This window comes from Alteribacter aurantiacus DSM 18675, assembly GCF_000429705.1.
Classification (GTDB): Bacteria; Bacillota; Bacilli; order Bacillales; family Salisediminibacteriaceae; genus Alteribacter; species Alteribacter aurantiacus.
Genome location: NZ_KE386941.1, coordinates 733,496 through 759,732, shown reverse-complemented (window position 1 = coordinate 759,732; position 26,237 = coordinate 733,496). Strand labels below are relative to the sequence as shown.

The 26,237-nt window shown below is 41.1% G+C and carries 29 protein-coding genes; 1 reads left to right on the top strand and 28 read right to left on the bottom strand.

The window, feature by feature from the left end:
• Positions 1 to 264: 264 nt before the first annotated feature.
• The 22 genes from aroH to G476_RS0107000 all read right to left on the bottom strand — a co-directional run bounded on the left by aroH (position 265) and on the right by G476_RS0107000 (position 19,559).
• Positions 265 to 651 carry a chorismate mutase gene (gene aroH / locus G476_RS0107115; RefSeq protein WP_026689487.1) on the bottom strand — a complete coding sequence of 129 codons (387 nt, stop codon included), beginning with the start codon at positions 649 to 651 and terminating at the stop codon, positions 265 to 267.
• Between the two features lies 1 nt (position 652).
• Positions 653 to 1,726: a 3-dehydroquinate synthase gene (aroB, locus tag G476_RS0107110; RefSeq protein ID WP_026689486.1), complete on the bottom strand. Its 1,074-nt coding sequence runs from the start codon at positions 1,724 to 1,726 to the stop codon at positions 653 to 655.
• Complete coding sequence (gene aroC, locus G476_RS0107105; protein ID WP_026689485.1) at positions 1,726 to 2,901, bottom strand: chorismate synthase; 1,176 nt, start codon at positions 2,899 to 2,901, stop codon at positions 1,726 to 1,728. The genes aroB and aroC overlap by 1 nt, the downstream gene beginning before the upstream one ends.
• A 111-nt stretch (positions 2,902 to 3,012) precedes the next feature.
• Positions 3,013 to 3,786: a CheR family methyltransferase gene (locus G476_RS0107100; RefSeq protein WP_026689484.1), complete on the bottom strand. Its 774-nt coding sequence runs from the start codon at positions 3,784 to 3,786 to the stop codon at positions 3,013 to 3,015.
• 118 nt (positions 3,787 to 3,904) lie between these two features.
• A complete protein-coding gene (ndk, locus tag G476_RS0107095; RefSeq protein WP_026689483.1) occupies positions 3,905 to 4,348 on the bottom strand; it encodes a nucleoside-diphosphate kinase in 444 nt (147 codons plus the stop codon).
• Positions 4,349 to 4,833: 485 nt separating this feature from the next.
• The gene (gene hepT, locus G476_RS0107090; protein ID WP_026689482.1) at positions 4,834 to 5,805 is read right to left on the bottom strand and encodes a heptaprenyl diphosphate synthase component II; all 972 of its coding nucleotides are present in this window, start codon (positions 5,803 to 5,805) and stop codon (positions 4,834 to 4,836) included.
• A 13-nt stretch (positions 5,806 to 5,818) separates the two neighbouring features.
• On the bottom strand, positions 5,819 to 6,676 hold the full coding sequence (locus tag G476_RS0107085; protein WP_026689481.1) for a menaquinone biosynthesis protein: 858 nt from the start codon (positions 6,674 to 6,676) through the stop codon (positions 5,819 to 5,821).
• 3 nt (positions 6,677 to 6,679) lie between these two features.
• Positions 6,680 to 7,273 carry a UbiX family flavin prenyltransferase gene (locus G476_RS0107080; protein WP_026689480.1) on the bottom strand — a complete coding sequence of 198 codons (594 nt, stop codon included), beginning with the start codon at positions 7,271 to 7,273 and terminating at the stop codon, positions 6,680 to 6,682.
• The gene (locus G476_RS0107075) at positions 7,270 to 8,130 is read right to left on the bottom strand and encodes a UbiA-like polyprenyltransferase (RefSeq protein ID WP_026689479.1); all 861 of its coding nucleotides are present in this window, start codon (positions 8,128 to 8,130) and stop codon (positions 7,270 to 7,272) included. Before G476_RS0107075 ends, G476_RS0107080 begins: the two co-directional genes overlap by 4 nt.
• 36 nt (positions 8,131 to 8,166) lie before the next feature.
• Positions 8,167 to 8,871, bottom strand: coding sequence for a demethylmenaquinone methyltransferase (locus tag G476_RS0107070; RefSeq protein WP_026689478.1), 705 nt, complete (start codon positions 8,869 to 8,871; stop codon positions 8,167 to 8,169).
• A gap of 1 nt (position 8,872) precedes the next feature.
• The gene (locus tag G476_RS0107065; RefSeq protein WP_026689477.1) at positions 8,873 to 9,685 is read right to left on the bottom strand and encodes a heptaprenyl diphosphate synthase component 1; all 813 of its coding nucleotides are present in this window, start codon (positions 9,683 to 9,685) and stop codon (positions 8,873 to 8,875) included.
• A gap of 119 nt (positions 9,686 to 9,804) precedes the next feature.
• On the bottom strand, positions 9,805 to 10,023 hold the full coding sequence (gene mtrB, locus G476_RS0107060) for a trp RNA-binding attenuation protein MtrB (RefSeq protein ID WP_026689476.1): 219 nt from the start codon (positions 10,021 to 10,023) through the stop codon (positions 9,805 to 9,807).
• A 188-nt stretch (positions 10,024 to 10,211) separates the two neighbouring features.
• Complete coding sequence (gene folE / locus G476_RS0107050) at positions 10,212 to 10,778, bottom strand: GTP cyclohydrolase I FolE (RefSeq protein ID WP_026689475.1); 567 nt, start codon at positions 10,776 to 10,778, stop codon at positions 10,212 to 10,214.
• A 544-nt stretch (positions 10,779 to 11,322) separates the two neighbouring features.
• Positions 11,323 to 11,595, bottom strand: coding sequence for an HU family DNA-binding protein (locus G476_RS0107040; protein ID WP_035186220.1), 273 nt, complete (start codon positions 11,593 to 11,595; stop codon positions 11,323 to 11,325).
• Between the two features lie 520 nt (positions 11,596 to 12,115).
• Complete coding sequence (gene spoIVA, locus G476_RS0107035; RefSeq protein ID WP_026689472.1) at positions 12,116 to 13,594, bottom strand: stage IV sporulation protein A; 1,479 nt, start codon at positions 13,592 to 13,594, stop codon at positions 12,116 to 12,118.
• Positions 13,595 to 13,890: 296 nt separating this feature from the next.
• Positions 13,891 to 14,637, bottom strand: coding sequence for a hypothetical protein (locus tag G476_RS0107030; RefSeq protein ID WP_026689471.1), 747 nt, complete (start codon positions 14,635 to 14,637; stop codon positions 13,891 to 13,893).
• Between the two features lie 27 nt (positions 14,638 to 14,664).
• Entirely contained in the window at positions 14,665 to 14,865 is a 201-nt protein-coding gene (locus G476_RS0107025; protein WP_026689470.1) for a DUF2768 domain-containing protein, read from the bottom strand.
• Between the two features lie 438 nt (positions 14,866 to 15,303).
• The gene (locus G476_RS0107020) at positions 15,304 to 15,573 is read right to left on the bottom strand and encodes a stage VI sporulation protein F (protein WP_026689469.1); all 270 of its coding nucleotides are present in this window, start codon (positions 15,571 to 15,573) and stop codon (positions 15,304 to 15,306) included.
• A gap of 71 nt (positions 15,574 to 15,644) precedes the next feature.
• Complete coding sequence (locus tag G476_RS21430) at positions 15,645 to 16,694, bottom strand: NAD(P)H-dependent glycerol-3-phosphate dehydrogenase (RefSeq protein ID WP_035186217.1); 1,050 nt, start codon at positions 16,692 to 16,694, stop codon at positions 15,645 to 15,647.
• Between the two features lie 14 nt (positions 16,695 to 16,708).
• The gene (gene plsY, locus G476_RS0107010) at positions 16,709 to 17,323 is read right to left on the bottom strand and encodes a glycerol-3-phosphate 1-O-acyltransferase PlsY (RefSeq protein WP_026689468.1); all 615 of its coding nucleotides are present in this window, start codon (positions 17,321 to 17,323) and stop codon (positions 16,709 to 16,711) included.
• 91 nt (positions 17,324 to 17,414) lie between these two features.
• A complete protein-coding gene (gene der / locus G476_RS0107005) occupies positions 17,415 to 18,731 on the bottom strand; it encodes a ribosome biogenesis GTPase Der (protein ID WP_026689467.1) in 1,317 nt (438 codons plus the stop codon).
• Between the two features lie 198 nt (positions 18,732 to 18,929).
• Entirely contained in the window at positions 18,930 to 19,559 is a 630-nt protein-coding gene (locus G476_RS0107000; RefSeq protein WP_026689466.1) for a YphA family membrane protein, read from the bottom strand.
• A gap of 80 nt (positions 19,560 to 19,639) precedes the next feature.
• On the opposite strand from G476_RS0107000, the gene G476_RS23245 reads away from it, so the two are divergent.
• Positions 19,640 to 19,777: a YpzI family protein gene (locus G476_RS23245; protein WP_084405652.1), complete on the top strand. Its 138-nt coding sequence runs from the start codon at positions 19,640 to 19,642 to the stop codon at positions 19,775 to 19,777.
• Between the two features lie 470 nt (positions 19,778 to 20,247).
• Here G476_RS23245 and fni read toward each other — a convergent pair whose 3' ends face one another.
• From fni to ypeB, 6 genes are all read right to left on the bottom strand, one after another.
• Complete coding sequence (fni, locus tag G476_RS0106985; protein ID WP_026689465.1) at positions 20,248 to 21,303, bottom strand: type 2 isopentenyl-diphosphate Delta-isomerase; 1,056 nt, start codon at positions 21,301 to 21,303, stop codon at positions 20,248 to 20,250.
• Between the two features lie 24 nt (positions 21,304 to 21,327).
• Positions 21,328 to 22,482, bottom strand: a complete 1,155-nt coding sequence (rpsA, locus tag G476_RS0106980) for a 30S ribosomal protein S1 (RefSeq protein ID WP_026689464.1) — start codon at positions 22,480 to 22,482, stop codon at positions 21,328 to 21,330.
• A gap of 75 nt (positions 22,483 to 22,557) precedes the next feature.
• Entirely contained in the window at positions 22,558 to 23,157 is a 600-nt protein-coding gene (locus tag G476_RS0106975; protein WP_026689463.1) for a lysophospholipid acyltransferase family protein, read from the bottom strand.
• The gene (cmk, locus tag G476_RS0106970; RefSeq protein ID WP_026689462.1) at positions 23,150 to 23,833 is read right to left on the bottom strand and encodes a (d)CMP kinase; all 684 of its coding nucleotides are present in this window, start codon (positions 23,831 to 23,833) and stop codon (positions 23,150 to 23,152) included. The genes G476_RS0106975 and cmk overlap by 8 nt, the downstream gene beginning before the upstream one ends.
• 140 nt (positions 23,834 to 23,973) lie before the next feature.
• On the bottom strand, positions 23,974 to 24,612 hold the full coding sequence (locus tag G476_RS0106965; RefSeq protein WP_026689461.1) for a flagellar brake protein: 639 nt from the start codon (positions 24,610 to 24,612) through the stop codon (positions 23,974 to 23,976).
• A 266-nt stretch (positions 24,613 to 24,878) separates the two neighbouring features.
• Complete coding sequence (ypeB, locus tag G476_RS0106960) at positions 24,879 to 26,228, bottom strand: germination protein YpeB (protein ID WP_026689460.1); 1,350 nt, start codon at positions 26,226 to 26,228, stop codon at positions 24,879 to 24,881.
• Positions 26,229 to 26,237 lie beyond the last annotated feature (9 nt).

Here is a 26,237-nt window from a genome sequence, read left to right as displayed (position 1 = left end):
TATGATTGAAGCATGAAGGGTAAGGGAGGAACGTACGTTCTATTTTGCAATCAAAAAACACCTGCCAGATTTATCTAGCAGGTGTGAGGTTCGTAAACGTAAAAAATAGATTTGTCCCACGGACAATACGTTATCCTCTGCTCTGCTCTCCTCTGCTCCATCTCATCTCTTCTCAACTTGTCTCTACTCTAACGTCTCTTGTCGTGCACTCTAGTGTTGCTCTCATCTCTTCTAACTAACTTATCTGATATCTTAGCTCAAGTCCTACCCGTTTGTCAACGGTTTGGATTCGTCCACTAAGTCCGGGCGTAATTTAACAGCTTCACCTGAATAAATGTGCTTCACTTCTCTTTGGGATAGCTCGGTTTCGGCTGTAACCATCATTCGGATACACTTTTCAAGGCCTCCATCTACCGGGATCTCCTGAGCACACATGACAGGGACACGATCAAAGCCATCAAGGTCCCTTAAAGCTCTGGCTGGAAATGTTGCGTCTAAATCAGGACTAACTGTAATCCATATATGACTAATTTCCTCTGGGTGCACGTTATTTTTTTTAACGATGTCAGATATTAATGATCTTGTTACAGTAAGTATTTGTTCGGACTCGTTTTCGTTTACTGTTGCAGCTCCTCTGATCCCACGAATCATTTTATCCCTCCGTATTCAACAGGGTTTGAAGGTCATTTTCTTCAACAATTTCTAATGAAGGCTTTTCTAACGCCTCCAGCAAAACGAATCGAATACGACCTGCATTCCCTTTTTTGTCAGATTTCATTTTCTCTATTAGTCTGTTTGTACTCATCGTATGAGGAACGTTCGTTTTGTAGCCAAGTTTTTTAAAAACATCCTCTATTCTTCTTGAATCAAGATTGATATTGAAACGACGTTCACTTAACCTTAATGCGAAGACCATCCCGATAACGACAGCTTCCCCATGGGTCCATTTCCCGTAACCTGCTTCGGATTCAATGGCGTGGCCTAAGGTATGACCAAAGTTTAAGAATGCACGAACACCTTTTTCTTTCTCATCATCTTCAACGATTGTTTTCTTTACTTTAATCGATCTTTCAAGAATACGTGTTAGGATTTTTGTATCCGGAATTTCATCCGCCCTAACGTTTTCTTCAATCCATGTAAAAAGGGAATAGTCATAAATAAGTCCATGTTTTAGAACTTCTGCAAGACCGGATCTCCACTCCTTTTGTGGAAGGGAGTAAAAGATTTCTGGATCAAAAAATACGGCTCTTGGAGCATGAAAGGCTCCAACCATATTTTTCCCGCCTGGAAGGTTAATTCCCGTTTTCCCTCCCACACTGCTATCGTGGGCAAGGAGTGTTGTTGGTACTTGGACAAAGTCTATGCCTCTCATATATGTGGCTGCTACAAACCCTGCCAAATCACCGACCACACCTCCACCTAAAGCAATCATAAGAGAATTTCGGTCAAGGCCATTTTCAAGAGCAAAGCTTAACACCTGCTCATAGGTCTTCATGTCTTTCGACCCTTCCCCTGCAGGTACGGTGTAGGAAAGAATGTTCGCTTTAAACGATTGTTTAACTTCATCAAGGTACAAGTTTGCCACATTCGAATCGGTGATAATTAAACAAGTAGAATATTCTTTTGAAAGATCAACCAGTCGTTCTCCTAACCGATGACGAACACCCGGTTCAATGACAATCGGATAAGAATGGGTGGAAGCCCTCACGTCAAAGGTCAAGCTCATTAAAACTCCCTCGCTTTTTTCGAGTACGCTTCGTATGCCTTTCTCACATCGTTCATAGAATCAGAACCAAATTTTTCGAGGAACCCTTTTGCAAGTTCAAAGCTTACTGCGTGTTCACATACAACGGCAGCTGCTGGTACAGCGCAACTATCGGAACGTTCAATACTCGCTTCAAACGGCTCTTTTGTATCAATATCTACACTTCTTAGAGGTTTGTAAAGGGTTGGTATAGGTTTCATCACGCCTTTAACCACCACAGGCATTCCTGTAGTCATTCCGCCTTCAAATCCTCCAAGGCGATTCGATAACCTGTAATAACCTCTTTCACTGTCATAAGCAATCTCATCATGCACTTCACTTCCAGGCTTCCTTGCTGCTTCAAACCCGAGGCCGAACTCGACGCCTTTAAAGGCATTAATACTCATCACGCTTTGAGCAATTTTTGCATCAAGCTTCTTGTCGTAATGAACGTGTGAGCCAAGCCCTGATGGAAGTCCTGTAGCAACTACTTCCACTACACCACCAATGGAGTCACCGTTTTTCTTTGCCTCATCAATGGCATTCATCATTTTTTGTTCTGCCGTTTTATCCAAACACCTTACTGGAGAATCTTCGGTTTTAGATAGGATCTCTTTTACAGACAATCCTTCTGGCGTTGCTTCACTTACAATCCCGCCGATTTCTCTGACATAACCTGCAACCTCAATTCCAAATTCACTTAGGATCTTTTGAGCTACCGCACCTACCGCTACTCGAATGGTCGTCTCACGAGCTGATGAACGCTCTAAGACATTTCGCATATCGCGATGCTCGTATTTGATCGCACCGTTTAAATCTGCATGCCCTGGGCGAGGACGAGTAATCGTACGTTTCATCTCTTTTTCTTCATCTTCTGAAATGGGATCTGCGCCCATAATTTTTGTCCAGTGTTTCCAGTCGTTGTTTTCGACAACCAGCGTAATCGGTGCACCAGTGGTTTTACCGTGTCTCACACCACTTTTAATTTGAACTTGATCTTTTTCTATCTGCATCCGTCGCCCTCTTCCATGACCTTTTTGTCTACGTTGAAGATGACGATTGATATCCTCTTGCGTTAGGGGTAGATGGCTTGGTACCCCTTCAATAATAGCTGTTAATTGGGGACCATGGGACTCCCCTGCTGTTAAGAATCTCATTAGGCGACACTCCTTTAGCGCTTTTATGTATTAAACTGTTTTTAAATCTTATTTTACATTGTGGCTTAAACGAGAAAAAATTTCAACAATAAGTGAAGAACTTTTTTTACTTTATTCGATTTTTCTGTAAAAGAACGTATCTGCACTTTCTAGATTGTACTGACTCGGATTAAAAATCTGCTCTGTACTTCCTACAAATAAAATGCCACCAATCGATAGGGAGTCGGAAAGTTCTTTGTAAATTCTGCTCTTTGCCTCTTCTGTAAAATAAATGAGGACATTCCGACAAACGATAAGGTCAACATGTTTGGGATATGGATCCTTAAGCAGATTATGACGATGGAATGCCACAGCATGTTTAACGAGTGTAGTGCACTCATAACCCAACTCGTTTTCAATGAAATATTTCTTCTTCCAAAGGTCTGGGAGTGATTTTAATGAACGATCGGGGTACACTCCTTTTGCTGCTTGCTCAAGAATCCCTTCATCAATGTCACTTGCCAATATCTTCGCTTTTATCTTTGCTTCTTTCATCATCATCGCTAGCGTATAAGGCTCTTCGCCGGTTGAACAAGCTGCACTCCAAATGTTTAATTCACTCTTTTCTTTAAGTAACTGAGGCAGGATTTTTTCTTTTAATATGTCCCATCTTTCCGGGTTTCGATAAAACTCGCTTACATTAATGGTCATACGATCAAGAAATTCATTGAATAAGGCTTTTTCCTTCCCCATTTCATTTCCATAATCAATAAAGGTTTTGAATCCTCGCTTTTGCCTCAATGAAAGTAAACGACGCTTCATTTGAGCTTCCTTGTACTGGTTCAGATCAATTCCAGTTTTTTTCTTAATCATTAATGTAAATTCAGTGTAGTCATCTTCAATCATGTTTAAAGTCTCCTGAAAAGTAAAATTATTTGTCCTTTTACCATTATAACGTGAATTGTTGCATTTCCGAGTCAGATCATTAAAAAAAGCGGAATGGCTTAGCCATTCCGCTTTTTCATCAGACCCATTTATTAATTGTTTTTTCATACGTGACAAGCTCATCTTTTTGGAAGAAAAGTTCGATTTCTCTTTTTGCACTTTCCTCAGAGTCCGATCCATGAATCACGTTCATAGACATTTGGACACCGTAGTCTCCACGGATTGTTCCAGGTGCCGCTTCAGAAGGATTTGTTTTCCCCATCATTTTTCTCGCTTCCAAGATCACGTTTTCACCTTCCCAAACCATGGCGAAAACTGGGCCTGAAGTGATGAAATCAACAAGTTCCCCGAAGAATGGGCGCTCTTTATGCTCACCATAGTGCGTTTCAGCGAGGTCTTTTGAAACCGCTAACATTTTTGCTCCCGCCAAAGTAAAACCTTTCTTTTCAAAACGTGAAACAATTTCCCCTGTCAAGTTACGTTGTACTCCGTCTGGCTTTACCATCAAAAAAGTGCGTTCCATATTCATACCTCCACATATTATGTATGTATTTCAAACCTTTTTGAGTATAGCAAATTATCACATATTTCACAATAGTAATTTTGTAATCGTTTACAAATTGTGTGTGGTGGTTTCGATTTGTACAGGATCAACTGCTATCATAACTACAGAGCAGGTTTGGAAGAAACGCTATCTTTTAAGAATATACCTTGCCTCAGTGTACAAGGCTTTCACGCTATCCGCTCCTTTCCGCGTAGGAAAGGGGAGCCAGTAGGAACACCTGCTTCTCCCTTTGCAGGTCATGCTCCGTAGTGCTCTGGGTCGAAGCAACTGCAGAGGACTCACAATGTAAATGCTCGTCGTTGCTTGCCAATGAAAATGATACGGCACTTTATATAGCTGACAAGGTTATCTAATACTCACTTTCTTTTATAATATAAAAAGCCCTCGAAAGATAAAGTGAAGGCAGTTTCAATGCATTCTAAAATCTTTCGGGGCTTTGTATGTTAAAACTTTCGACTTCCTATGTAATCGGCAATTTGTAATAAAGCGGTTTTAGCATGAATATCCGGCAAGTCTGCAAGTGAATGTCTTGCTTTTTCTAAATAACGATCTGAAAATTGCTTCGAATAAGCAATTGCTCCCGTTTTCTTAATAGCCGAGATAATCGATTCGATTTCAGTGGCTCCAAGATCATTTTCTTTCACCGTGGCTATGATCCTTGTTTTTAAGCTTGGTTCCTTTTCCATCGCATAAAGTGCAGGTAATGTAACGTTGCCTTGTTTGAGGTCGCTTCCTGCTGGTTTGCCCAATTCTTTCTCAGTACCAACAAAGTCGAGAATATCATCGGTTACTTGAAAGGCCATACCAACATAGTGCCCGAACATCTTAAGCTTTCTTCTTGTTTCGGGATCAGTATTGGCAGCAACAGCCCCCAGTTCGCAACTAACAGCGATTAGCAATGCCGTTTTACGCTTGATCCGCCTTAAATACGTTCGTAAACCCTGATTCCAGTTGTATTGGTCGCGGATTTGTTCTACTTCACCAATGCACATCTCAACCATTGCATCTGAGATAATATCGTGGACTTCATTATTTTTGCTGTTAGCTGCTAACTCCACAGCTCTGGCAAACATGAAATCTCCTGTATACATGGCCACCCGGTTATCCCATTTCGACTTTATTGTTTTCTTGCCTCGTCTAAGCTCGGCATTATCAATCACATCATCGTGAACAAGAGATGCCATATGAATAAGTTCGAGGGGAACCGCCACATTTTTAATTTCATTTAACTCGTAGTCCCCAAATTGTCCTGCCAAAAGCACAAACACTGGACGAATCCTTTTTCCGCCTGCTTTTAAAAGGTTTGTGGAAGCTTCTTTTAAAATTGGGTGTTTCGCACCAATATTTTGTTCCAGTTCTTTTTCAATGACAGATATATCATTTCGTAAATGCCAATAAATTTCAGTTAGTTTCATTGCTTCCACCTACCTACACGGACTTCCAATCTGTTGCACCTTGCCATAATGAAAGATTGTTAACCGGGCTATCAATGAGCCCCATATTATATGCATAATCATAGTAACGGAGTAACCCTTCAATGTGTCGAGCGGAAAGATCATGGTTTAAACCGGCGAAATAATGGTGCCAAAACGTCGCTGAACCACCCAATTGTCTTTGTATTGACGTGATCATCCCTTTATAGTGGTCCCTCTTTGAACGCCCCTTACTTTTTACCATTTGCTCATAAAGGTCAGACACCAATCGTTCGTTTTTTAAAAGGGATTCAGACCTTGCTGCTACTACTGCGTATGTCATAGGATAACCGGTTTGATCGTTCCACAGTTTGCCCAAATCATATCGGTAAATGTCTTCTTTTTGGGCCCAACATGTACGAATCGCGTCATCACCAATGAGAAGGCAGGCATCATGTTGTTGAATCATTTTATTATAGTCCGGGTCCATGGTCACATAATCCACATTCAATTCCAAGAAAGAGCCGAGGATGATCTTCAATAAGTTTACTGATGTTGCCGAACTTGAAGTAAGCGCCACCACTTTATTGTCCAGTTTGTGAATCGGCACTTTGGAAAACAGAAAAATTGAACCTACACTTTTTGGGGATGAGACAGACAGGTTTGGCAGGAGCTTATAATCGTCCTTGTTTTCTGCATAAGCAAAAGAGGAAATCCCACCGATATCCACCGTCCCTGCCTTCATCGCACGGTTTAATTCAGAAGGGACTTTAGGTACAAACGAACATCCCCTCTGTATAAGTTCCTCACGATTCACGTAATAAAAAATCGGCAGGATATTTGTATACGAGATCTCTCCTATTACTAGCGACATCTGTTACTCCCCCCACCGTGTAAATAAATCATGATCCACATCGAGCTGATCGAGGACTTTCCCGACTACAAAGTTTATCAAGTCATCCATTGTTTTAGGCATATGATAAAAGCCTGGCATCGCAGGAACGATTGTTCCCCCCATGTCCCCGATCGTTTTCATGTTCCCTAAATGAATAGAGTGAAGCGGTGTTTCTCTCGGGACGATGATGAGAGGTCTTCTCTCTTTTAACATCACATCCGCTGTCCGCTCTAAAAGGTTACTCGAGATCCCTTGAGAAATTTTTGCCAATGTACCCATTGAACAAGGGATGATGATCATGCCATCATTTTGATAAGAACCACTCGCAATAGGCGCAGAAAAATCTTGCAGTGAGTGGATGTGCAAATCTTTGTCGGTTTCAAATAACCGCTCGAGACACGCGTTTCGGTCCGACGTGTCTTCTTCCAACTCGTGGTAAAACACTTGCCAACCAGCTTGGCTAATAATCAAATGGACCCGATGACCGGCTCGTAAGAGAGTATTCACAAATCTAACACCATACACGGCTCCGCTAGCACCTGTTATTCCGACTGTAAAAATACGTTTTGTATTCATATTAGTAAATCTCCAATCGTAAAGAAAAGCAATAATAAACTAATCACACCATTCATAGTGAAAAAAGCAACATTCACTCGCGATAAATCGTCAGCGCTTACGATCGAATGCTCATAAACCATAATACCACCGGAGATCACAACGCCGATTAAATAGAACCAGCCTAAAGGTGTAATAAGGTATAAAACAATCATGGCAATAAAACTTAACACATGGAATCCTTTTGCTATCATAAGTGCTTTACGAATACCGAAGTGACTAGGAATGGAGTGTAGCCCCACTTCGCGGTCATAATCCGCATCTTGTGTTGCGTAAATGATATCAAATCCTGCAGTCCATAGGGCTACAGCCAAAAACAATGCAATCGCTTCCCACGTTAATGTTCCCGTGGCTCCTACCCATCCACCAAGGGGGGCGATTCCAATTGTAATACCTAAAACAACATGGCATAGGTATGTAAATCTTTTCGTGTAAGAATAGATAACAAGAAAAAAGACTGCTAATGGTAACAAATAGACTGCCAACATATTTAATTGAAAAGCAGAAAAGAATAATAGCAGAAATGAAACTGCAATAAAAAAGCCTGTCTCGACTTTAGATAATAGTCCGGCAGGAATGGCTCGGTCGGCAGTACGTGGATTTTTAGCATCAATCTTCGCATCAATTAACCTATTTAAACTCATGGCAGCACTTCTAGCACCTACCATAGCTAAGGTAATCCAAATCCATTGTTCAATCGTAGGCCAGTGTCCATTAAGTAAAAGGCTGGATAGTACAGCGCCCAAGAAAGCAAATGGTAAAGCAAATACGGTATGTTCAAACTTTATCATTTCCAAGATAATCTTAATCTTTTTCATAAATTGACCCCTTAAAACAAACGTGAATGAATAATACTAAGCTTTACTAGCAAAGTGGCTGGCAGCAGCGCCTCCAGCATAGGACTTATATTTGACATCGTTGAATCCTGCAGAAGAGAACATCTCTTTTAATGTATCTTTGTCAGGGAATGATTGTGTTGACTCTTGAAGCCACGCATATTCATCGTAGCTCTTAGCAAAGATCTTGCCGAAAACAGGCATTACACGACTGAAATAAACCCAGTATAGCTGTTTAAAACCAGGTAATGTAGGTTGTGACGTTTCTAAGCAGGTTACTAATCCACCTGGTTTTGTAACTCGGTACATTTCCTTGATTACTTGATTGTAATCAGGAACGTTTCTAAGACCGAATCCGATTGTCACAAAGTCAAATGTGTCATCTTCAAATGGTAGCTCCATCGCGTTTCCCTGAATGAGAGAAACGTGATCAAGATTTTTCTTTTTAACTTTGTCCTTCCCGACCGTCAGCATGTTATGGCTAAAATCCAATCCAAAAACCTTACCTGTAGGACCGACAGCATCCCCGAGAGTAATTGTCCAATCCGCCGTACCGCAACATACGTCTAGTGCAACGGAGCCGGGTTTTACATCCATTCGTTTCATTGTGTCTTTTCTCCAAGAACGATGCATCTGAAAGCTGATGATCGCGTTCATGCGATCGTACCTACCCGAAATGGATTCAAAGACTTGATGAACTTTCTCTTCCTTAGATTGACTCATACTATCCTTCCTCTGCTACAAAATCCTCTTGGATAGGGTAATCCCCCATCAACTGTTTGATTCTATTTTGAATGTATTGTTTAAAAGGGAGCCAGTCATAGGTAAACGATATGAGTTTCAAATAGGTGGACTCTATTTCCTTTTGAACAACGTACTCTATTCCCGCACTCTTTTCATTACTCTCATCCATCAATGACGCTAAAAAGGGTGTGCTTTTATTTGACTGAAGATAGGAATCGTAATCCATCGTTAGTTTTTTCAAATAAAAGAACTCGTCCAATGGTTGTACCCACGCTTCTTCTTTCATATGTTTAGCAATATTTAATACGAGTAAAGAGTCGATGTGCCGAAACAACGTTTTTGAACTGCGATTTGCACTTTTTTCTTTGTTCTCATTGCAATACGCACTCATTTTTATTTCGTTTATTTCCTGAATAGACCTGGTAAACACACGTATCAAGTCCCGGTCTTTCAATTTTGCAAGAAAATAGTAATATAGACTGCTGAAATAGTCTCCTGAAAGAACCGTAAGTTGACGTTGCTTCTTCTCAAGTTCTGTATGCCATTCATTATTGCCTACCGTATCGTGAACGGAAAGAGCAGTTTGTACGAGTACATTGGATAATACTGTGTTTTTTATGTATTTACTTTCAAGCCCTTTTCTTTTTAACAAGTAATACAAAAGGACAACCTGATCATTATCAATCACAGGCTCAGTTAAGAATCGACGGAAATAAGGATGGTGAATGACTTCATAAAAGTCCGCCTTTATCTTTACTATGTCTTCATGTAGATGATCAATAGACGTTGTCATTCAAAGTCCCCCAGCATTAAGATCACGTATAAGTTACTTCTAAGTATACCACAATTCCAATAACCCGATAAGGGAATGGCCTTGGAACAAAAGAAAAGCAGGTAACAGACCCGCTTTTACTAATCGTCTGTATTCATTTCGCCATGCCCGGTCTGAATGGTTGCTTTACCTCTCACCTTTATCGCAGAAGTATGTTCAGTAAATTGAGCAATCATGACTTCATTTTTATCGAGCTTTTCTGAATGGTGAAACCGTGTATCTGACCCTCGAGTCAAACCGATCACGTTCACTCCATTTTCACGTGCTTTTATGACGATATATTCAGTGGAATCAGCCATTGCTACCTCCCCCTTCATAGTTAACCTTTACTGCACCCTACATGATGAACAAGTAAGTAAGATAAGCTCCGATAACGACTATGGCAATCGGTAGTAGCCAAGTAAAGAGTTCACTTTTTTCATTATTCTTCATCCGGCACACCTCCATTAGTACTTAAGATGTGCAAGACTAATCATTTTCATTACTCCTAGCTTTTAATTAAAGAAAGGACTTCCGCTCTAGCAGCATTGTCTTCTGCCAGGACTCCTCTAACGGCTGAAGTAATCGTTTTTGATCCTGGTTTTTTTACCCCGCGCATAGTCATACACATGTGTTCTGCTTCTACTACAACCATGACGCCTAATGGTTCCAGTGTTTCAACAATGCTATCTGCTACTGTGGAGGTGATTCTTTCTTGTAACTGTGGTCTTCTGCAAACCGCTTCTACTGCACGAGCCAATTTGCTCAATCCTGTCACTTTACCTCCACTTGGGATATAGCCAATGTGTGCTACGCCAAAGAAAGGAACGAGGTGATGTTCGCACATTGAATAAAAAGGGATATCTTTTACGAGTACTAGTTCTTCATGATCTTCTCCAAATACTGTAGCAAAATGTTCTTTAGGATCTTGTTGCAATCCTTCAAAAACTTCAGTGTACATCTTCGCCACACGTTTAGGTGTATCTTGCAATCCTTCTCTTGTTGGATCTTCTCCGATTGCTTCTAAGATCATCGTTACTGCCTGTTTAATTTTTTCCTGGTTGATTTCGTTCAATGTTGCTGCCCCCTCATTCAATCGTTTCTACAAGTCGTTAAAATTCTAGCATAGCGGGATCTATTATACAAGAAATCCAAATTCAGAATATAAGCGTTCGTACTAGAAGAAATAAGCGCGTACATAAAGAAGTAGCTCTTTGCATTGAAGTAAGAGTATAAATTTCTATCTACGAAAAATGCTGTTTTCGTATAAATTGTTTCTTTTTTATTATTTTCTTTATCACTAGAATTGTTGTTGAAGCATACGGGCCCTTCGCTTTCCGTGGCGGTGCTAGCAAGCCTCCACAGACAAACCCGTGCTTCTTCCTCTGCTAGCATATGCTTCGTAGTTTCTGCGTCGAAGCAACTCGCTGCACATTCATGAAGTAAATGCTCGTGGCTACGCCCTGTGGGGTCTTGCATTGCCCCCACGGCCACAGGAGTCTTGTGCCCTTCTGCTTCAACTTTTTCTTGTATAAAAGCAACAATACTTCCGAAAACAGCGATGAAAAAAAGAAGAATCGCTCAAATGGCGATTCTTCTTAATGCAAGCCCCTTATGTATTATTTAACTGCGTCTTTAAGGGCTTTACCAGGCTTAAAGGCTGGTACGTTGCTTGCAGGGATTTCGATTTCTTCACCTGTTTGCGGGTTGCGTCCTTTACGGGCAGCACGCTCACGTACTTCAAAGTTACCAAAGCCGATCAATTGTACTTTCTCAGCTTTTTGAAGGGAATCAGTGATTACATCAAATACTGCATCTACTGCATTAGTTGCATCTTTTTTAGAGAGCTCAGTCTTTTCAGAAACTGCATTGATTAGTTCTGTCTTGTTCATACCATTCACCTCCTCCCAATAGATTTGTTATTTCTTTTCTTTCACAAACTTAAGCATTTTATACTTGTTAATCCACTTTTTAATGGATAACAACGCTAATGTTAACCGATACGGTGCAATAATTCAACAATTTTTGCGGATTTCCTTGCATCTATACGGCTTTTTTGCCTTTTTTGGAAGTTTTTTGTATTTGCTGCTTCCATTTTCCCAGATTTATTAAAACACTGATATATCAACGTTCTTAATGAATTTTTATCATACATCCTTAGGTTAGTCAATTTTTTCTTTTCTTTTTTATACTTTTCATTAATTATAGGACCCCACTGGCGCTCATTCTTTTACATGTTTGATGTTACACTAGGGATTTCCAACTAAGTTTTTAAGTCTCTCATCTTCATTCGTAAATTGAGTGTATCGCCCGGTTATTAGGTATGTAATACCCTAAATAAAGCTCCTCAACACACGTTTATCAAGAAGTGAGAGTGACTAAACCAAAAAAATAACCCTCCAGCTAGGAGAGTTAAAGAATAATTGCAATTAGGCCGCCGGACCCTTCATTAATGATACGCTCCAGCGTTTCTTTAAGTTTATATCTCGCATTCTCTGGCATTAACGACAGTTTAGCTGAGATACCTTCACGAACGATGGAGTTAAGAGAACGTCCAAAGATATCGGAATTCCAGATGGATAATGGATTCTCTTCAAAATCCTGCATCAAGTATCGAACAAGTTCTTCGCTTTGCTTCTCGGTTCCGATAATTGGGGCAAATTCGGATTCAACATCCACCTTAATCATATGAATGGACGGGGCTACCGCTTTTAACCTGACACCGAACCTGGATCCTTGTCTAATAATCTCCGGCTCGTCAAGACTCATGTCACTTAAAGATGGGGCTGCAATGCCATATCCTGTTTGTTTAACCATTCTAAGAGCATCAGACACTTGGTCGTACTCCGCTTTAGCAAAAGCAAAGTCCTGCATCAACTCAAGGAGGTGATCTTTCCCTCGGATTTCCACTCCTACAACTTCTTTTAAAATTTGGTCGTAGAGATCGTCCGGTGCATGAAGATCGATTTCAGCTACACCTTGCCCCATTTCTATGCCTGCAAGTTGAGCACGCTCTACAAACTCATAATCTACAAAGTTTCCGACCACTCGATCAACATCTCTGAGTCTCTTTATATCCTTTACCGTGTCCCTTACAGCCGTTTCATAGTTCTCACGGAGCCAGTGCTCTTCTTTTAGTACCATCACCCAACTAGGCAAATTCACATTCACTTCATGAACTGGGAATTCGAAGAGGACCTCTCTCATCACGGCATTAATATCCTGGTCTGTCATACTTTCAATACTCATGGAGAGAACTGGTACATCATGTTGATTTTCAATCGACTGGCGGAGGTCTTCCGTTGCCGGGTGATGTGGATGTACGCTGTTTACGATAACGATAAACGGCTTCCCGACTTCTTTTAACTCTTCAATGACTCGCTCTTCCGATTCAACATAGTCGTGGCGAGGAATCTCTCCAATTGAACCGTCCGTTGTAATTACAACACCTAAAGTAGAGTGTTCTTGTATCACTTTTCGCGTTCCAATCTCTGCAGCTTCATGGAATGGAATTGGATCTTCATACCAAGGTGTATGAATCATTCTTGGTCCATTCTCATCTTCATAGCCTTTCGCTCCAGGTACAGCATACCCAACGCAGTCTACAACCCTCACATTCACGTCCAAACCATCGTCTACATGAATGGATACCGCTTGATTCGGAACGAACTTCGGCTCAGTGGTCATAATTTGCTTCCCAGCAGCACTTTGCGGTAATTCATCTTGTGCTCTTGCACGGTCAGCCTCTGATTCAATATTCGGAATGACGGCAAGTTCCATGAACTTTTTAATGAACGTCGACTTTCCTGTTCGTACAGAACCTACGACGCCAAGATAAATATCGCCACCCGTCCGTTCAGCGATATCTCTAAAAATATCGAACTTTTCCACACGATCCCCTCCCGATCGATTTTATGTTGACAGCTTCTGCATACGATTCAAGGTGATGACACTATATACTTATGCGCTCGCCCATCCATTATGACAAGCAGTTTACGATCATCCTTTTTTCTACTGGTTATTCAAATAGCATCACCCACTTATACGAATGAAAAACCGATTTAGAAGGGAGTCATACGGTCCAAGATCCTCAACAATACGTCGACTTATCGTCAATTGACAGACAAAAAAAGCCTCCCTTTCTTTTAGTAACTATATTGAAAGAGGAGGCTTTATAGAACATTTATTCAGTTTTGACTCAGGTCCGATAATTCAGATTCATCCATATACACGACTTCTCCGTCCTTGACCGTGATTGGTTTAGAGTGGGCTGGCACAAATGGAGAATGTTCCACTAGTAACCATCGTAAGTCGTCTCCTTCTGAGAAGCCGTCCATACCGTATTCTTCAATAAAATACATCACATCAATTCTGTAGTCGATAATCAAGTCTCCGTTAGTAGCCATATGAATCGGAAGTTTGTGGTTGGGGTTGAAAGGACTCTGGACTGTAGCGACTTCATCGTACCTTAGCGCTTCATAGTTTAATTCTAAAACGCCAGGTCCTACTTGACCATTTACAGGAGCGAAGCGGTTACTGGAGCGATATGAATCAATTCTACGACTGATTTCTTGAAGCTTCCTTGAACTTCTAAGGTCCACAAGTTTTACTTCCGCTTCTTCTTCTACATTCGTTAATACGTATTGAAATGTTCCGCCATTTTCAAAAGCGTTTCCCGGTGCACTTTGCAAGTATCCAGGTACAAGTGTTCTGAAGTTGACGGGATATCTCATAAATACCGAAGTTTCTGCATCTCGTGTTTGAATTGGCAAAACCTGAGTGCTTTCTCTGTATTGATGGACAGCTGTTTGGACACTTTGAATTTGATCTTCATATGGGATCTGGTTTTCTGCACGCTCCGAATCAGGAAACAAACAACCTGATAAAAGTAGAGCCGCCATTACCATCCATACACTTGCTGATAACGTCTTCATTAATAAACCCCTGCCTTACACATGATCTTATTCGGGTACCGGACCAGTAAAAACAACGATGAAAATAATAAGGCCTGATACTAAAATGCAACAAAAACTAAGTGTCAAGAAAATCTTCTGAACCCATCCTTTTAACTTTTCACGAGATATGATTGTCACAATGACCGAGACAAACATCAGAGCCATAGCAAAGAAACTGACCCACATTTTCGTTAAACCATCATCCATTACAAATTCCTCCATCATCTATCTAAATCTGTGTTAATTTCCTCGATTATTATAGCACACAAGTAACAAAACCTGAACGTGCGGTGCACGAGTAAACAAGAGTTCACTTTTTGGTCACGTTCTTCATTTCTTTACAAGCTTGTACATTTTTCACTACCGTTGTTCTTCTAGAGCATCGTTTTGAAGTCTAGTCGAGCAATGGCCTCCTTCATACGAACAGAGATAAACCACGGAATCCATGTATTGAATTCATAACCATAAATGCCGTAATCTAAGACCAGCCGATCTCTTTAGTAACTGTGAAAAAGAAAAAAAGTTGAAGAAAAGGGGGCACCTTTCCTCAACTTATGACTAAACACCGCCAATACGAACAGCCCGTTTTTGGCGCTACCTCGGTTTCAGTATATGCCGAAGAAAAAGGTTCGCGCGCGCGATTGCCTATTTACCGTTGTTTTTTTGAAACATTTTTGCAAGTGTCCCAAAGTCCATTGGCACATTGTTGGAGATGATCGCCTTGACCAGTTCGTCTTCTTTCTTTTTATCGACGGATACACCTGCTACTAATGCAACCTGACGTATGAGTTGCCGTACATTTTGTTCGCTTTTCAAATTCGTGTTGCTTGCAGATTGAGCCAATTTAAAAAGATCTTGTTGATTAACTTTCGTCTTTTTTTCGATCTCGCCAAAAATATTTTTCTTTTCGTCCAAGGTTAAAACCCTCCTCGCCATGATATCAACATATCATATGCACAGGAGGGTCTTCGGTGAGTGTCCAATCGTTATGGTTCCATATCGTTCAGCGGGTCCGTTTCTCCTAATTTCAAGTCTTCCACTTCATGCTTCTTCACACGGCCCATCAATTCTTCAACTGCCATTTCAGGCTGTTTATTGTTAAACAATACATCGTACAACCCTTTTGTAATTGGCATCTCAACTTGCTCTTTTTCGGCTAGGTGGAAAGCGGCCTTTGTTGTTCGAATTCCTTCTACAACCATCCCCATCTCGTCTAACACTTCTGGAATCGTCTTCCCTTTACCTATCATATTACCCGCTCGCCAGTTTCGACTATGCACGCTTGTACACGTCACAATTAAGTCACCAAGCCCTGACAACCCTGCAAATGTTATCGGATTGGCCCCTAGCTTCATCCCTAATCTAGCAATCTCTGCGAGTCCTCTCGTCATTAAAGCAGCCTTCGCATTGTCTCCATATCCAAGTCCGCTCGTCATACCTGCTCCTAGGGCAATAATGTTCTTTAATGAACCGCCAATCTCAACCCCAATAAGGTCAGGGTTCGTATAAACCCTGAAGTTTGTATTCATAAACAGATCCTGAACATATTCAGCCTGTTCCAAATTTAAAGAAGAGCTTGTCACTGTCGTTGGCTGCCTCGTGCTCACTTCTTCGGCATGAGAAGGACCCGATAAGACGACAACGGCTTTTCTTCGTTCTTCAGGCACCTCTTCCTCGATGATTTCAGACACACGCAAGTATGTTTCAGGCTCAATTCCTTTGCTTGCATGAACGATCGTAACAGGCTTGTTCAATAGGGGCGTGACCTCTTTTAGGATGTCTCTCATCGCTTTCGTCGGTACTACAATAACCAACGTATCGCTATTTGTTACAGCATCATTTAGATCAGTGGTCGCTTCAATCGATTCTGGCAATTTGACACCAGGTAAATATTTTTCATTTGTATGTAACGTGTTCATTTCACGAGTAGAAGCCTCTGAGCGTCCCCATAGCTTCACTTGATGATTGTTATCTGCTAGAACAATGGACAGGGCAGTTCCCCAACTTCCTGCTCCTAGTACTGTAATCGTTGCCATTGGTAGCACCCCTTTTAATTTGTAGTTGCTTTTTGACCGATTTTACTTTCTGTACCTTTTAGAAGTCTTTCAATATTTGATCGGTGTCGCCAAAAAGATAAAGCCGTAATGGCTAGCAACGCATATAAATAGTCATTTGAATAAGAGCTAACAATACTGAAAATAAAAACAAACAACGTTGTTCCGGAGATAAAAAGTAAAGATCCCAATGAAACATATCGGGTTAAGATAATTGATAAAATCGCAATTGCTCCTGCAAAAAGAGCAGGCATTAATACTAATGTTGCCAACACACCAATGGTTGTGGCTACTCCCTTACCACCTTTGAAGCCATAATATACAGGCCAATTGTGGCCAATAATAGCTGCCAATCCTGCTGCACTCGCAGTAAACGCATCTCCACCGGTTAAAAGCAACGCCACTATAACGGCGATTACACCTTTAAAGCAATCTAGTAGCAAAACGACAATTGCCGGCCCTACACCTAGTACCCTTAACGTATTCGTAGCGCCTGCATTACCACTGCCATGCTGACGTATATCCACTTGTCTAAGCTTCTTAGCAATAATAACACTAAAACTAATTGAACCAAGTAAATACGCCACAATGACGGATATGATCATGTACATCCCATCCCCCCGCTTTTCCTAAATGTATGTATCAACGAGTCCTTAATGGTAACAGGCGGACCATCCAATCCGCCTGCCGGTTCAGCTCACTCTAGTCATTTTTCTTTCGTGCGTAAATATTAATTGGCGTCCCCGTGAAGTCAAACGTATCACGTACCTTGTTTTCCAAATAACGACGATACGAGAAGTGCAAGAGTTCAGGGTCATTAACGAATAAAACAAATGTAGGCGGTGCAACTGCTACTTGTGTAGCATAATTGATTCGCAGTCTACGACCACCGTGATCTGTTGGAGTCGGATTCATAGTGACAGCGTCAACGATCAAATCGTTTAACACATTGGTCGGTACACGCTGGTTGTGTGATTCGCTCACCAACTCGACTAACGGAAGCACTTTATGCAACCTTTGTTTTGTTTTTGCTGACACAAACAAAATTGGAGCATAATCCATGAACAAAAATTCGTCACGAATTTTTTGCTCAAATTCCCTTAAGGTTTTATCGTCTTTTTCAACAACATCCCATTTGTTTACGACGATGATGATCGCTCGTCCTTCTTCATGAGCATACCCTGCAATCCGCTTGTCTTGTTCAATAAGACCTTCTTCGGCATTAATAACCATTAAGACAACGTCAGAACGTTCAATGGCTCTCATAGCACGAATGACACTATATTTTTCAGTTGTTTCGTATACTTTGCCTTTTTTACGCATTCCGGCTGTATCAATAATGACGTAGTCTTTTCCGTCCCTTTCAAATGGCGTATCAATAGCATCTCTCGTTGTACCGGGAATATCACTTACAATGACTCGTTCTTCTCCGAGCATGGCATTAACAAGTGAGCTTTTCCCGACGTTCGGTCGGCCGATCAAACTAATTCGAACCGTTTCTTCATCGTAATCGTCTTCAATGATGTTTTCGAATCTCCCCGTCACTTCATCAAGCAAGTCTCCAAGTCCAAGACCGTGAGAACCGGAAATGGCTACTGGATCTCCAATACCTAAACTGTAAAACTCATACATCTTTTCATGAAGGGTAGGGTCGTCCATCTTGTTAACCCCAAGCACGATTGGCTTTTTGGAACGGAATAATAGCTGTGATACTTCCTCATCCGCTGCTGTAATCCCGTCTCGGCCGTTTACGACAAAGATAATAACATCAGCCTCTTCAATGGCCAATTCAGCCTGATAACGCATTTGATTGAGCAAAGGTTCATCTGCCATTTCGATACCGCCAGTATCGATTAAATGAAATTCGTGGTTTAACCACTCGCCGTTCCCGTATATACGATCACGGGTTACTCCTGGTTTATCTTCTACAATTGCAATACGTTCTCCTACTATTCGGTTAAATATTGTGGATTTTCCTACATTCGGACGTCCAACAATGGCAACTACTGGTTTAGGCATGTTAAGCCCTCTCTTTCTTTACTACATTCTTTAAGGGATTAAATAATATTTGTTCATCATTGTTTTCTTAAAAAATGTTGCGCTTATTATGTCATAAAGAAGACCCTTCCTTTGTCAAGAAGGGTCAGCTAGAATCAACCTACTTATTATATCAAAAGAAGACAACCTTAACAAACCTTCATTCATCTACTGTTAAGGTTATACATTGACCTTCTTAGGTTGAATGTATCCTGGGCCCAATGATGAAAGCACACGCTCTCTTAAACGAGTAGCCATCCATTCTACGCCATTAAAAAGACTGACGACTAAAAACGACAGAGCGAAAACATTCAAGCTCTCCAAAGAACCAATTACATACATTTCCGGACCTGCTCTTGACGTGACCATGAGAAAGAAATAAAATCCGATTTGGCCTTGAAAGTAGCCTGTCAATAACGCCGACAAACGATATCTTAGCCTTTTCCCTAAGAAAATGACCAATGCGGAAATGAGCACGATTGAAGTTACACTGTGAGAATATAACATCCACACGGGCTCATAGTAGTATACAAATTCTAACCAACCACACAACAGAGCAATTCCAACACTTAGTAGCATCGTTTTAAATAAAGGTATCTTATTTTCTTTGCGCAAAAGCCAATAGCCAAATAATAACAAAAGAACAGCTCCGCTATTTATAGTTACGTCATATAAATCAAAAGAAAAAAGAGTAACGATCATGATCACAAAGAGAAAGGACAAATAATAAGACCTAACTTTCGAATCATAAAAAAAAGTAAGATACAACACCACGAGCCACATTGTCCAAAAGAACCAAAATCCCCCCATCGACCACACCTCCTTCATTTACATAATCGTCAGAAAAAGGGGGAAAATATACGTCAGTATGTAAAAAGGAGGTGGGATTTATGGGTAAAGACCGCCAAGAAAAGAAGTTAAAGCAATCAAAGAGAGTAGAATCCGACAGGGATCAATCTATTCACTACGATGGAGCGACGGAATTGGAAAATGCAACAAGTGCTAATAAAAGACAGCGTGAGAGGTAACCAACACATTAATTCGTATATTTTCTATTTAGAGGCGAGCTAGAAGTAAATCATGTGTTTAGGTGAAAACCCGCCCAATGAAAAAACATAGCTGAAAATAACTATGTAGATTCCAGCGAGGAACAAACGTGCAAGCGCATCAGTCACGAGCGTAAAAGAAAACTTGGCTTTTCGCACACAATGGCGAAAGCATTCGTTGCCCTTCCAGTGGAAGTACAAGCATTTAAGGGAAGCCTCCAAAATGAGTCCGCTTTTTGGCTTCATCTGTAGGAATAAAATGATCTCGATCACGTATGCACTGGAGCTAGACGAATTAAAGATAAGATATACACAGAATAGTTATCCACATTTAAGAGAAAATCTAATTTCCAAAACAAATAAAAAAAAGGCACTGAAACAGTAAACAGACCGTTTTCAGTGCCTTTTATTTAAAATGCATAGTACAGCTTTATCAAAATCATATTGTCTCTTTACATAGAACGGCGGCTGAATTGCGTTGTGTCAATCCCTCTTTCATTAAGCCAATGATGAGTATGACCTGAGATGACAATCGGTACATGGCGAAACGAAGAGGTCTGGGTTATTCCTAATGCTGTCATTATCCAACGCAACTCTTTTTGAACATGTTGAATTCGATGAACGACTTCATCCGCTCCACCTTGTTTAACCCATTTTAAGACCTGACCTGCCATCCCGCAAGAGTTTGCTCCTAGAGCTAGGCACTTAGCAATATCCAATGCTGATTGTATCCCCCCGGATGCCAAAATGACTTTATCGGGACAAACGTTTACAACTTCCGCAATTGATGAGGCTGTTGGAATTCCCCAATCGTTAAAGAACGTCATTTTATGTTCTCTGCGCTGGTTTTCAATTAAGGAGAAATTGGTTCCACCAAATCCTCCTGCATCAATGATTGACACCCCAGCATCAACTAACTTCCTTGCCGATTCCGAACTGGTGCCAAACCCAACCTCTTTCACAATCACAGGTACGTCCACCTGTTTGCAAATCGCTTCAATGCGTGATAATGCTCCTTCGAAGGTACGATCCCCTTCCGGCATGACTAACTCTTGAATGACATTCAAGTGAATTTGCAAGGCATCTGCCTCAAGCATGTCTACACAGTCTTTCGCTTGATCGACCGTCGCTTCGCTCCCTACATTCCCAAACACAATACCGTTTTTGTTGTACTTTCTCACAGTCTCGTACGTGCGTCTTTCTGATGGGTCTTTTAGTGCACTCATTTGCGATCCTACTGCGATTGGGATGTTTAATTCACTCGCCGCTTCAGCAAGAGCACCATTTATCTCTTCAGTAGCTCCTCCCCCACCACCGGTCATCGCATTGATAAAAATCGGCGAACTGGTAGTCAGTTCGCCGATTTTAGTATCAAGTTGAATCGCGGATGAGTCTGTATTCGGTAAACTCTGATGAACAAAGGAGATATCATCAAACCCCGAATGTCTTGCTTGCCCAGAGAGTAAAGCACCTTCAATGTGATCCACTTTTCTTTTGGCTCTGCTCATCCAACGTCACCTTCAATCGATATGTTATTTATATTTCTTTAATTGGTCACCGATCATATCACCAAGGGAAAAACCGGAACCTTCTTCTTCTTTTTGATATTCTTTTTCTATTTTCTTGTTTTGTTTCACTTCAGCTTCTTCTTCTAAAGAGCGGATACTCAAAGAAATACGCTTATCGCTAATGTTCACATCAAGTACTTTAGCTTGAACTTCTTGACCTTCTTCAAGAACCTCACCTGGTGTACCGATGTGTCGGTTTGCAATTTGAGAGATGTGTACCAAGCCCTCAACACCGGGAGCAATCTCAATAAATGCACCGAATGAAACTAGTCGTTTTACGTGGCCAGATACGACATCCCCGGACTTCACTTTTCCTTCAATTTGCTCCCATGGTCCTGGTAGTGTTTCTTTAATGGATAAGGATATTCTTTCGTTATCTGGGTCTACCCCCAGTACCTTTACTTGGATCTTGTCTCCTTCATTCACTACCTCTGAAGGTGTTTCCACATGATGATGTGCCATTTGAGAAATGTGCACCAACCCATCAACGCCGCCGATGTCAACAAACGCACCGAAATCCGTCAGACGTTGAACTGTCCCTTCAATCACATCGCCTTCATGGATGTTTTCAAGGGTCGAACGCTTCCGATTTTGGGCTTCAGCGTCTAGCACCGCTCTTTGAGAAAGGATCAGTTTGTTCTTTTCACGGTCCATTTCTACAACTTTTAATCGAAGAGACTTACCTTTGTAATCGGAAAAATCTTCTACGTAATGGCGTTCGACAAGCGAGGCTGGGATGAACCCTCGAACCCCTACATCCACTACCAGTCCGCCTTTAACAACATCAGCTACCTCAGCATTGAACGTGTCTCCACTTTCAAGCTTCTCTTCCATATCAGCCCATGCTTTTTCAGCAGCTACGGCACGTTTAGATAACACAAGCTCGTCGTCGGAAGCTTTGGTCACTTTTAATTGAATCTCGTCTCCTTCAGACAAGACATCGCTTACTTTCTCAACATGCAAACTAGAAAGTTCGCTGATTGGAACAACGCCATCTGTTTTATATCCGACGTTGACATACGCTTGTTTTTCCTCTACTTTCGTCACCGTACCGGTAACAATTTCCCCAACGGAAAAAGACTTTACTTCCGCCATTTCTTTGTTCATTTCTTCTGACATTGACACTACCTCCCTAATCCCCCGTAAAACCGGGACGTTGAAACTTATTTTAATCTTCCACTCAATGTGAAAGTTCTACCCTTTTTCGTTTTCGTACTGGACTAGTATGTCTTCAATGGCTTTCATAATTGCTTCAGTAGCTTCTTCTGCCGATACTTTGTTGTCTCTTAATTCTTGCATATCTACCGGCTTGCCGTAAATAATTGTTAACGTCGAGAAAGGTTTATAAGAACCGATAATCGCGCTTGGGACGACATGGGCATTGGAACGAAGTGCGAAAAATCCAACACCTGTAAGCCCTTTCCCAAGCTTACCGGTCTTGCTTCTTGTTCCTTCAGGAAAAACGCCAATCATCTCTTCTTCTTTAAGTAAAGTTAATCCTGTGCGCAGGGCTTGCCTGTCACTCATGCCTCTTCTAATCGGAAAAGCTCCAAGTTTTGGAAGAAGCCCTTTTAAGATCGGTTTTGTGAACAATTCACTTTTGGCCATATATCTTGTATTCCTCTTAAGGAATGCACCTAAAAAAGGAGGGTCAAGGTTGTGAATATGATTACTGCATAGAAGAACGCCACCGTCTGAAGGAATGTTGCTTCTGCCATGAACCCGAACCCTGTAAAAGATCCTAAAAAAGCTTCGGCATACAAATTTTCCTATGAGAAATAACGTTTTATTCACCGGTGTTCGCCCTTTCTTTTACAAGCTTTAAAATGGCCTCTATTACTTCGTTTATAGACATGGATGTGGAATCTAATTCAACGGCATCGTTCGCTTTTTTCAAAGGAGCGAATTCTCGTTCAGAATCAATTTTGTCTCTTGTGGCAATCTCTTCTTTCAAAACATCCAAATCGGATGGGATCCCCTTTTGTAAGTGCTCTTCGTGTCTACGGCGTGCCCTTTCATCTACAGATGCGGTCAAAAAGACTTTCACTTCCGCATCAGGAAGGACTGCCGTTCCAATGTCGCGGCCATCCATGACGGTACGTTTGGCTTTTGCCATCTCTTGTTGTTTATATACCATCTCTTTACGAACTTGTTCATGTTTTGCAATATAAGAAACATTACTTGTCACTTCGTGTGTGCGAATGGCTTCTGTTACTTCTTCGCCATTGACGTAAACCCGGCTATGTAAACCTTCATTTTCAAGGGTAATATCCATTCCTTGAAGAACTTCCATAACTCGATGTTCGTTATGTACATCCACGCTTTGCTTTAAAGCTTCAAACGTTAATGCGCGGTACATAGCACCGGTGTCAATATACGTGTACGATAATTCTTTAGCTACTTCTCTTGCTACGGTGCTTTTGCCGGCACCAGCGGGTCCATCAATTGCAATATTCATTAGTTGCTTCATCTTGAATTTCCTTCCTATTACGAAACGAATGCTACGTTCTTTTAAATTCTAATTCTTTCGTCTATATTATCACAATTTATTCAATAAGGTCTATTTATATAAACCAAATTCCTCAACCCATTTAGGGAAATGAAGGCATTTCAATTCTCTATTTGTAGTGTTTTTTCTTTGCGCCTTTTCATTAGCTGCCTCTCATAACAATACCGAATTACCTTTTGCCGATCTTTCTCCGCGATATTATCGAAAGATAACGATGCCTTCGCAATACCATCGTGAAAAAACACCCTAACTACCCTCGCACTAAGATCACAATATTCGACCTCCTCCTGATCAAAATACAATGGGACCAGGATGCGGACTTCATTATCTTCTTTTAGTGTATGGTTGTCAGGAAGCACAAGCTTCATACCGCCACCACTAATATCAAGGGAGAGGGTAGTAAAAGATTCTTCTTGTTCTCCAGTTGGGTAAACCACAATATCCATCATAGCATCGACACGTACATAGTGCCTCCGCTGGACTCTCAACACGTTTGATGAGAGAGGACGTTTTAATATATGAGAAGGGACCTTTGTTGCTTCCTTGCCTTGAATAATAGTCTCAAAAAGATAAATGGCTTGATCCTTTCCCAGATACCAACACTTTACCTTTTTTCCTTTTTGGATGTGGCTACTTGAAATTTCTTGGATGCTGATCGACTCTTCTGTTACGTCTGTTACCTTACTGCGGAACCGCTTTGATTCTTGTTCAATAAATAATGTTTCACCTACTAAAACCACTAATGCCACTTCCTTGTATAATCGAATTGATACCATTTTAAAAGTGATGAATACCACTTAATAAACAAACTCCAAAATCACCCTTGAATACACGTTCGAGGGAGATGATCGGATTCCTCCTTCATTTTACAAAAAGCATAATGTTTCAACACCAAAAAGGCTAGCCTTCGCACTCAGAACTGTGACTTTTCAGTTAAAAGTCACATATCTCATTCGTTTTATTCAAAAACCACGAAAAAAGAGCGACTAGTAGCCGCTCCTTTCTGTTAATCGAAATCATAAACCGGCTCAGCCCGGTCCATCTTTTGCACTTTTTCTTCTCGTCCATTGTCTGCGTTTATGAAAATTCGGTACGTATCATCATCAATCACACCGAAGAATTCATAGCATAAAACCTCTTCTTCCAACTCGTTTTCCATAATCGCTTTATGAACTTCCATCACTTCCAGACTTGGATTAAGCCTTTCCCTAGCTTCGTCTTCACTTAGGGAAGCTTCCATAGGCTTCCTTTTTTGATGGTTTGCGATGTAAGAAAACCCTTCATAACCGATTACATCTTTATTATCCAGTGCTACCTCGATGACAGAAGCATCCGTATACACTCGGATATCATCTACAACATATGCGAATTCAAATACGCCTACATTTTCATATTGTCTACTATCCACTAATTGCATGTTTTCAAAACCATTTTTATCAAGGAATTCTTTGGCTTTTTGTGATGCTTCATGCAAACTCACTTCAGCTGACTCTACTTGGCGGTCTTCCAGTAAATATAACGGTTTTCCACCTTTTTTTGTAATATCCATGTAAATGTAGTGTCCATCTTCAGGGTCTTCGATTGTTAAACTATAGGCTTTATAGTCCAATCCATCACCTGTTGTTTCAACATCTGCTTCAAGCTTGCCTTTACGATCGAGAAACTCTCCAGCAATATTAACGGCTTCTTGTTCATCAATTTCTTCCAGATCCTCAACGGCTTTCGCGATTTCTTCGTCCTGTTGAGTACGGCTTCCGACGTCGCCTACGCTCGCCTCTGAGAACTGGCCTGCTTTCTCATCGATGACTTCAAACCCGTCGATAATAGCATTGTCCCCAGGTTCATCCTGAGATGCAAGAGCCATTTCAACATCCATCCATTTTAGATGATCCTCAAGAACCATACTTTGAACTTTTCTCATCTCTCCCTGGATCTCCCCAGACTGATGATAAAGCTCTTTCAAGGATTCATACTCTTCTTCCGACAGTGGGTCTTGCTCTAAATCACGAACGGCATTTCGATATGAAAAATCACCGATCTTATAGAGAAACTCCTCTGTTTTACTAAACGGCATGAGAGACAACGGGAGTTGCCCAAGGTCATTTTGAGCCTCGGATGTAATTCTCCACACATCCGTCAGTGAAGGTGAAAGCCTCTCTTTTGAGTTCATTGCCAGTGTGGACCCCAACTCATCGTGCAGATGATCCAAGTTGTATGAAAGTTCGTGGAACGCTCGTTGATAGTTGTTCTCGGATTGTATGAGTATCGCATTTTTTTCTTGGTGCTCTAAATAACCCCAATACCCTGTGCCTAAAACGGCTACTGCTAAAACGCCAATAATAACTGAACGAATCATACGTTCACC

Excerpts from the sequence above, each read along its gene's own strand:
- aroH (WP_026689487.1), bottom strand. The coding sequence starts at position 651 with ATGATTCGTGGGATCAGAGGAGCTGCAACAGTAAACGAAAACGAGTCC.
- aroB (WP_026689486.1), bottom strand. The coding sequence starts at position 1,726 with ATGAGCTTGACCTTTGACGTGAGGGCTTCCACCCATTCTTATCCGATT.
- aroC (WP_026689485.1), bottom strand. The coding sequence starts at position 2,901 with ATGAGATTCTTAACAGCAGGGGAGTCCCATGGTCCCCAATTAACAGCT.
- G476_RS0107100 (WP_026689484.1), bottom strand. The coding sequence starts at position 3,786 with ATGATTGAAGATGACTACACTGAATTTACATTAATGATTAAGAAAAAA.
- ndk (WP_026689483.1), bottom strand. The coding sequence starts at position 4,348 with ATGGAACGCACTTTTTTGATGGTAAAGCCAGACGGAGTACAACGTAAC.
- hepT (WP_026689482.1), bottom strand. The coding sequence starts at position 5,805 with ATGAAACTAACTGAAATTTATTGGCATTTACGAAATGATATATCTGTC.
- G476_RS0107085 (WP_026689481.1), bottom strand. The coding sequence starts at position 6,676 with ATGTCGCTAGTAATAGGAGAGATCTCGTATACAAATATCCTGCCGATT.
- G476_RS0107080 (WP_026689480.1), bottom strand. The coding sequence starts at position 7,273 with ATGAATACAAAACGTATTTTTACAGTCGGAATAACAGGTGCTAGCGGA.
- G476_RS0107075 (WP_026689479.1), bottom strand. The coding sequence starts at position 8,130 with ATGAAAAAGATTAAGATTATCTTGGAAATGATAAAGTTTGAACATACC.
- G476_RS0107070 (WP_026689478.1), bottom strand. The coding sequence starts at position 8,871 with ATGAGTCAATCTAAGGAAGAGAAAGTTCATCAAGTCTTTGAATCCATT.
- G476_RS0107065 (WP_026689477.1), bottom strand. The coding sequence starts at position 9,685 with ATGACAACGTCTATTGATCATCTACATGAAGACATAGTAAAGATAAAG.
- mtrB (WP_026689476.1), bottom strand. The coding sequence starts at position 10,023 with ATGGCTGATTCCACTGAATATATCGTCATAAAAGCACGTGAAAATGGA.
- G476_RS0107040 (WP_035186220.1), bottom strand. The coding sequence starts at position 11,595 with ATGAACAAGACAGAACTAATCAATGCAGTTTCTGAAAAGACTGAGCTC.
- G476_RS0107030 (WP_026689471.1), bottom strand. The coding sequence starts at position 14,637 with ATGAAGACGTTATCAGCAAGTGTATGGATGGTAATGGCGGCTCTACTT.
- G476_RS0107025 (WP_026689470.1), bottom strand. The coding sequence starts at position 14,865 with ATGGATGATGGTTTAACGAAAATGTGGGTCAGTTTCTTTGCTATGGCT.
- G476_RS21430 (WP_035186217.1), bottom strand. The coding sequence starts at position 16,694 with ATGGCAACGATTACAGTACTAGGAGCAGGAAGTTGGGGAACTGCCCTG.
- plsY (WP_026689468.1), bottom strand. The coding sequence starts at position 17,323 with ATGTACATGATCATATCCGTCATTGTGGCGTATTTACTTGGTTCAATT.
- der (WP_026689467.1), bottom strand. The coding sequence starts at position 18,731 with ATGCCTAAACCAGTAGTTGCCATTGTTGGACGTCCGAATGTAGGAAAA.
- G476_RS0107000 (WP_026689466.1), bottom strand. The coding sequence starts at position 19,559 with ATGGGGGGATTTTGGTTCTTTTGGACAATGTGGCTCGTGGTGTTGTAT.
- G476_RS23245 (WP_084405652.1), top strand. The coding sequence starts at position 19,640 with ATGGGTAAAGACCGCCAAGAAAAGAAGTTAAAGCAATCAAAGAGAGTA.
- fni (WP_026689465.1), bottom strand. The coding sequence starts at position 21,303 with ATGAGCAGAGCCAAAAGAAAAGTGGATCACATTGAAGGTGCTTTACTC.
- rpsA (WP_026689464.1), bottom strand. The coding sequence starts at position 22,482 with ATGTCAGAAGAAATGAACAAAGAAATGGCGGAAGTAAAGTCTTTTTCC.
- cmk (WP_026689462.1), bottom strand. The coding sequence starts at position 23,833 with ATGAAGCAACTAATGAATATTGCAATTGATGGACCCGCTGGTGCCGGC.
- ypeB (WP_026689460.1), bottom strand. The coding sequence starts at position 26,228 with ATGATTCGTTCAGTTATTATTGGCGTTTTAGCAGTAGCCGTTTTAGGC.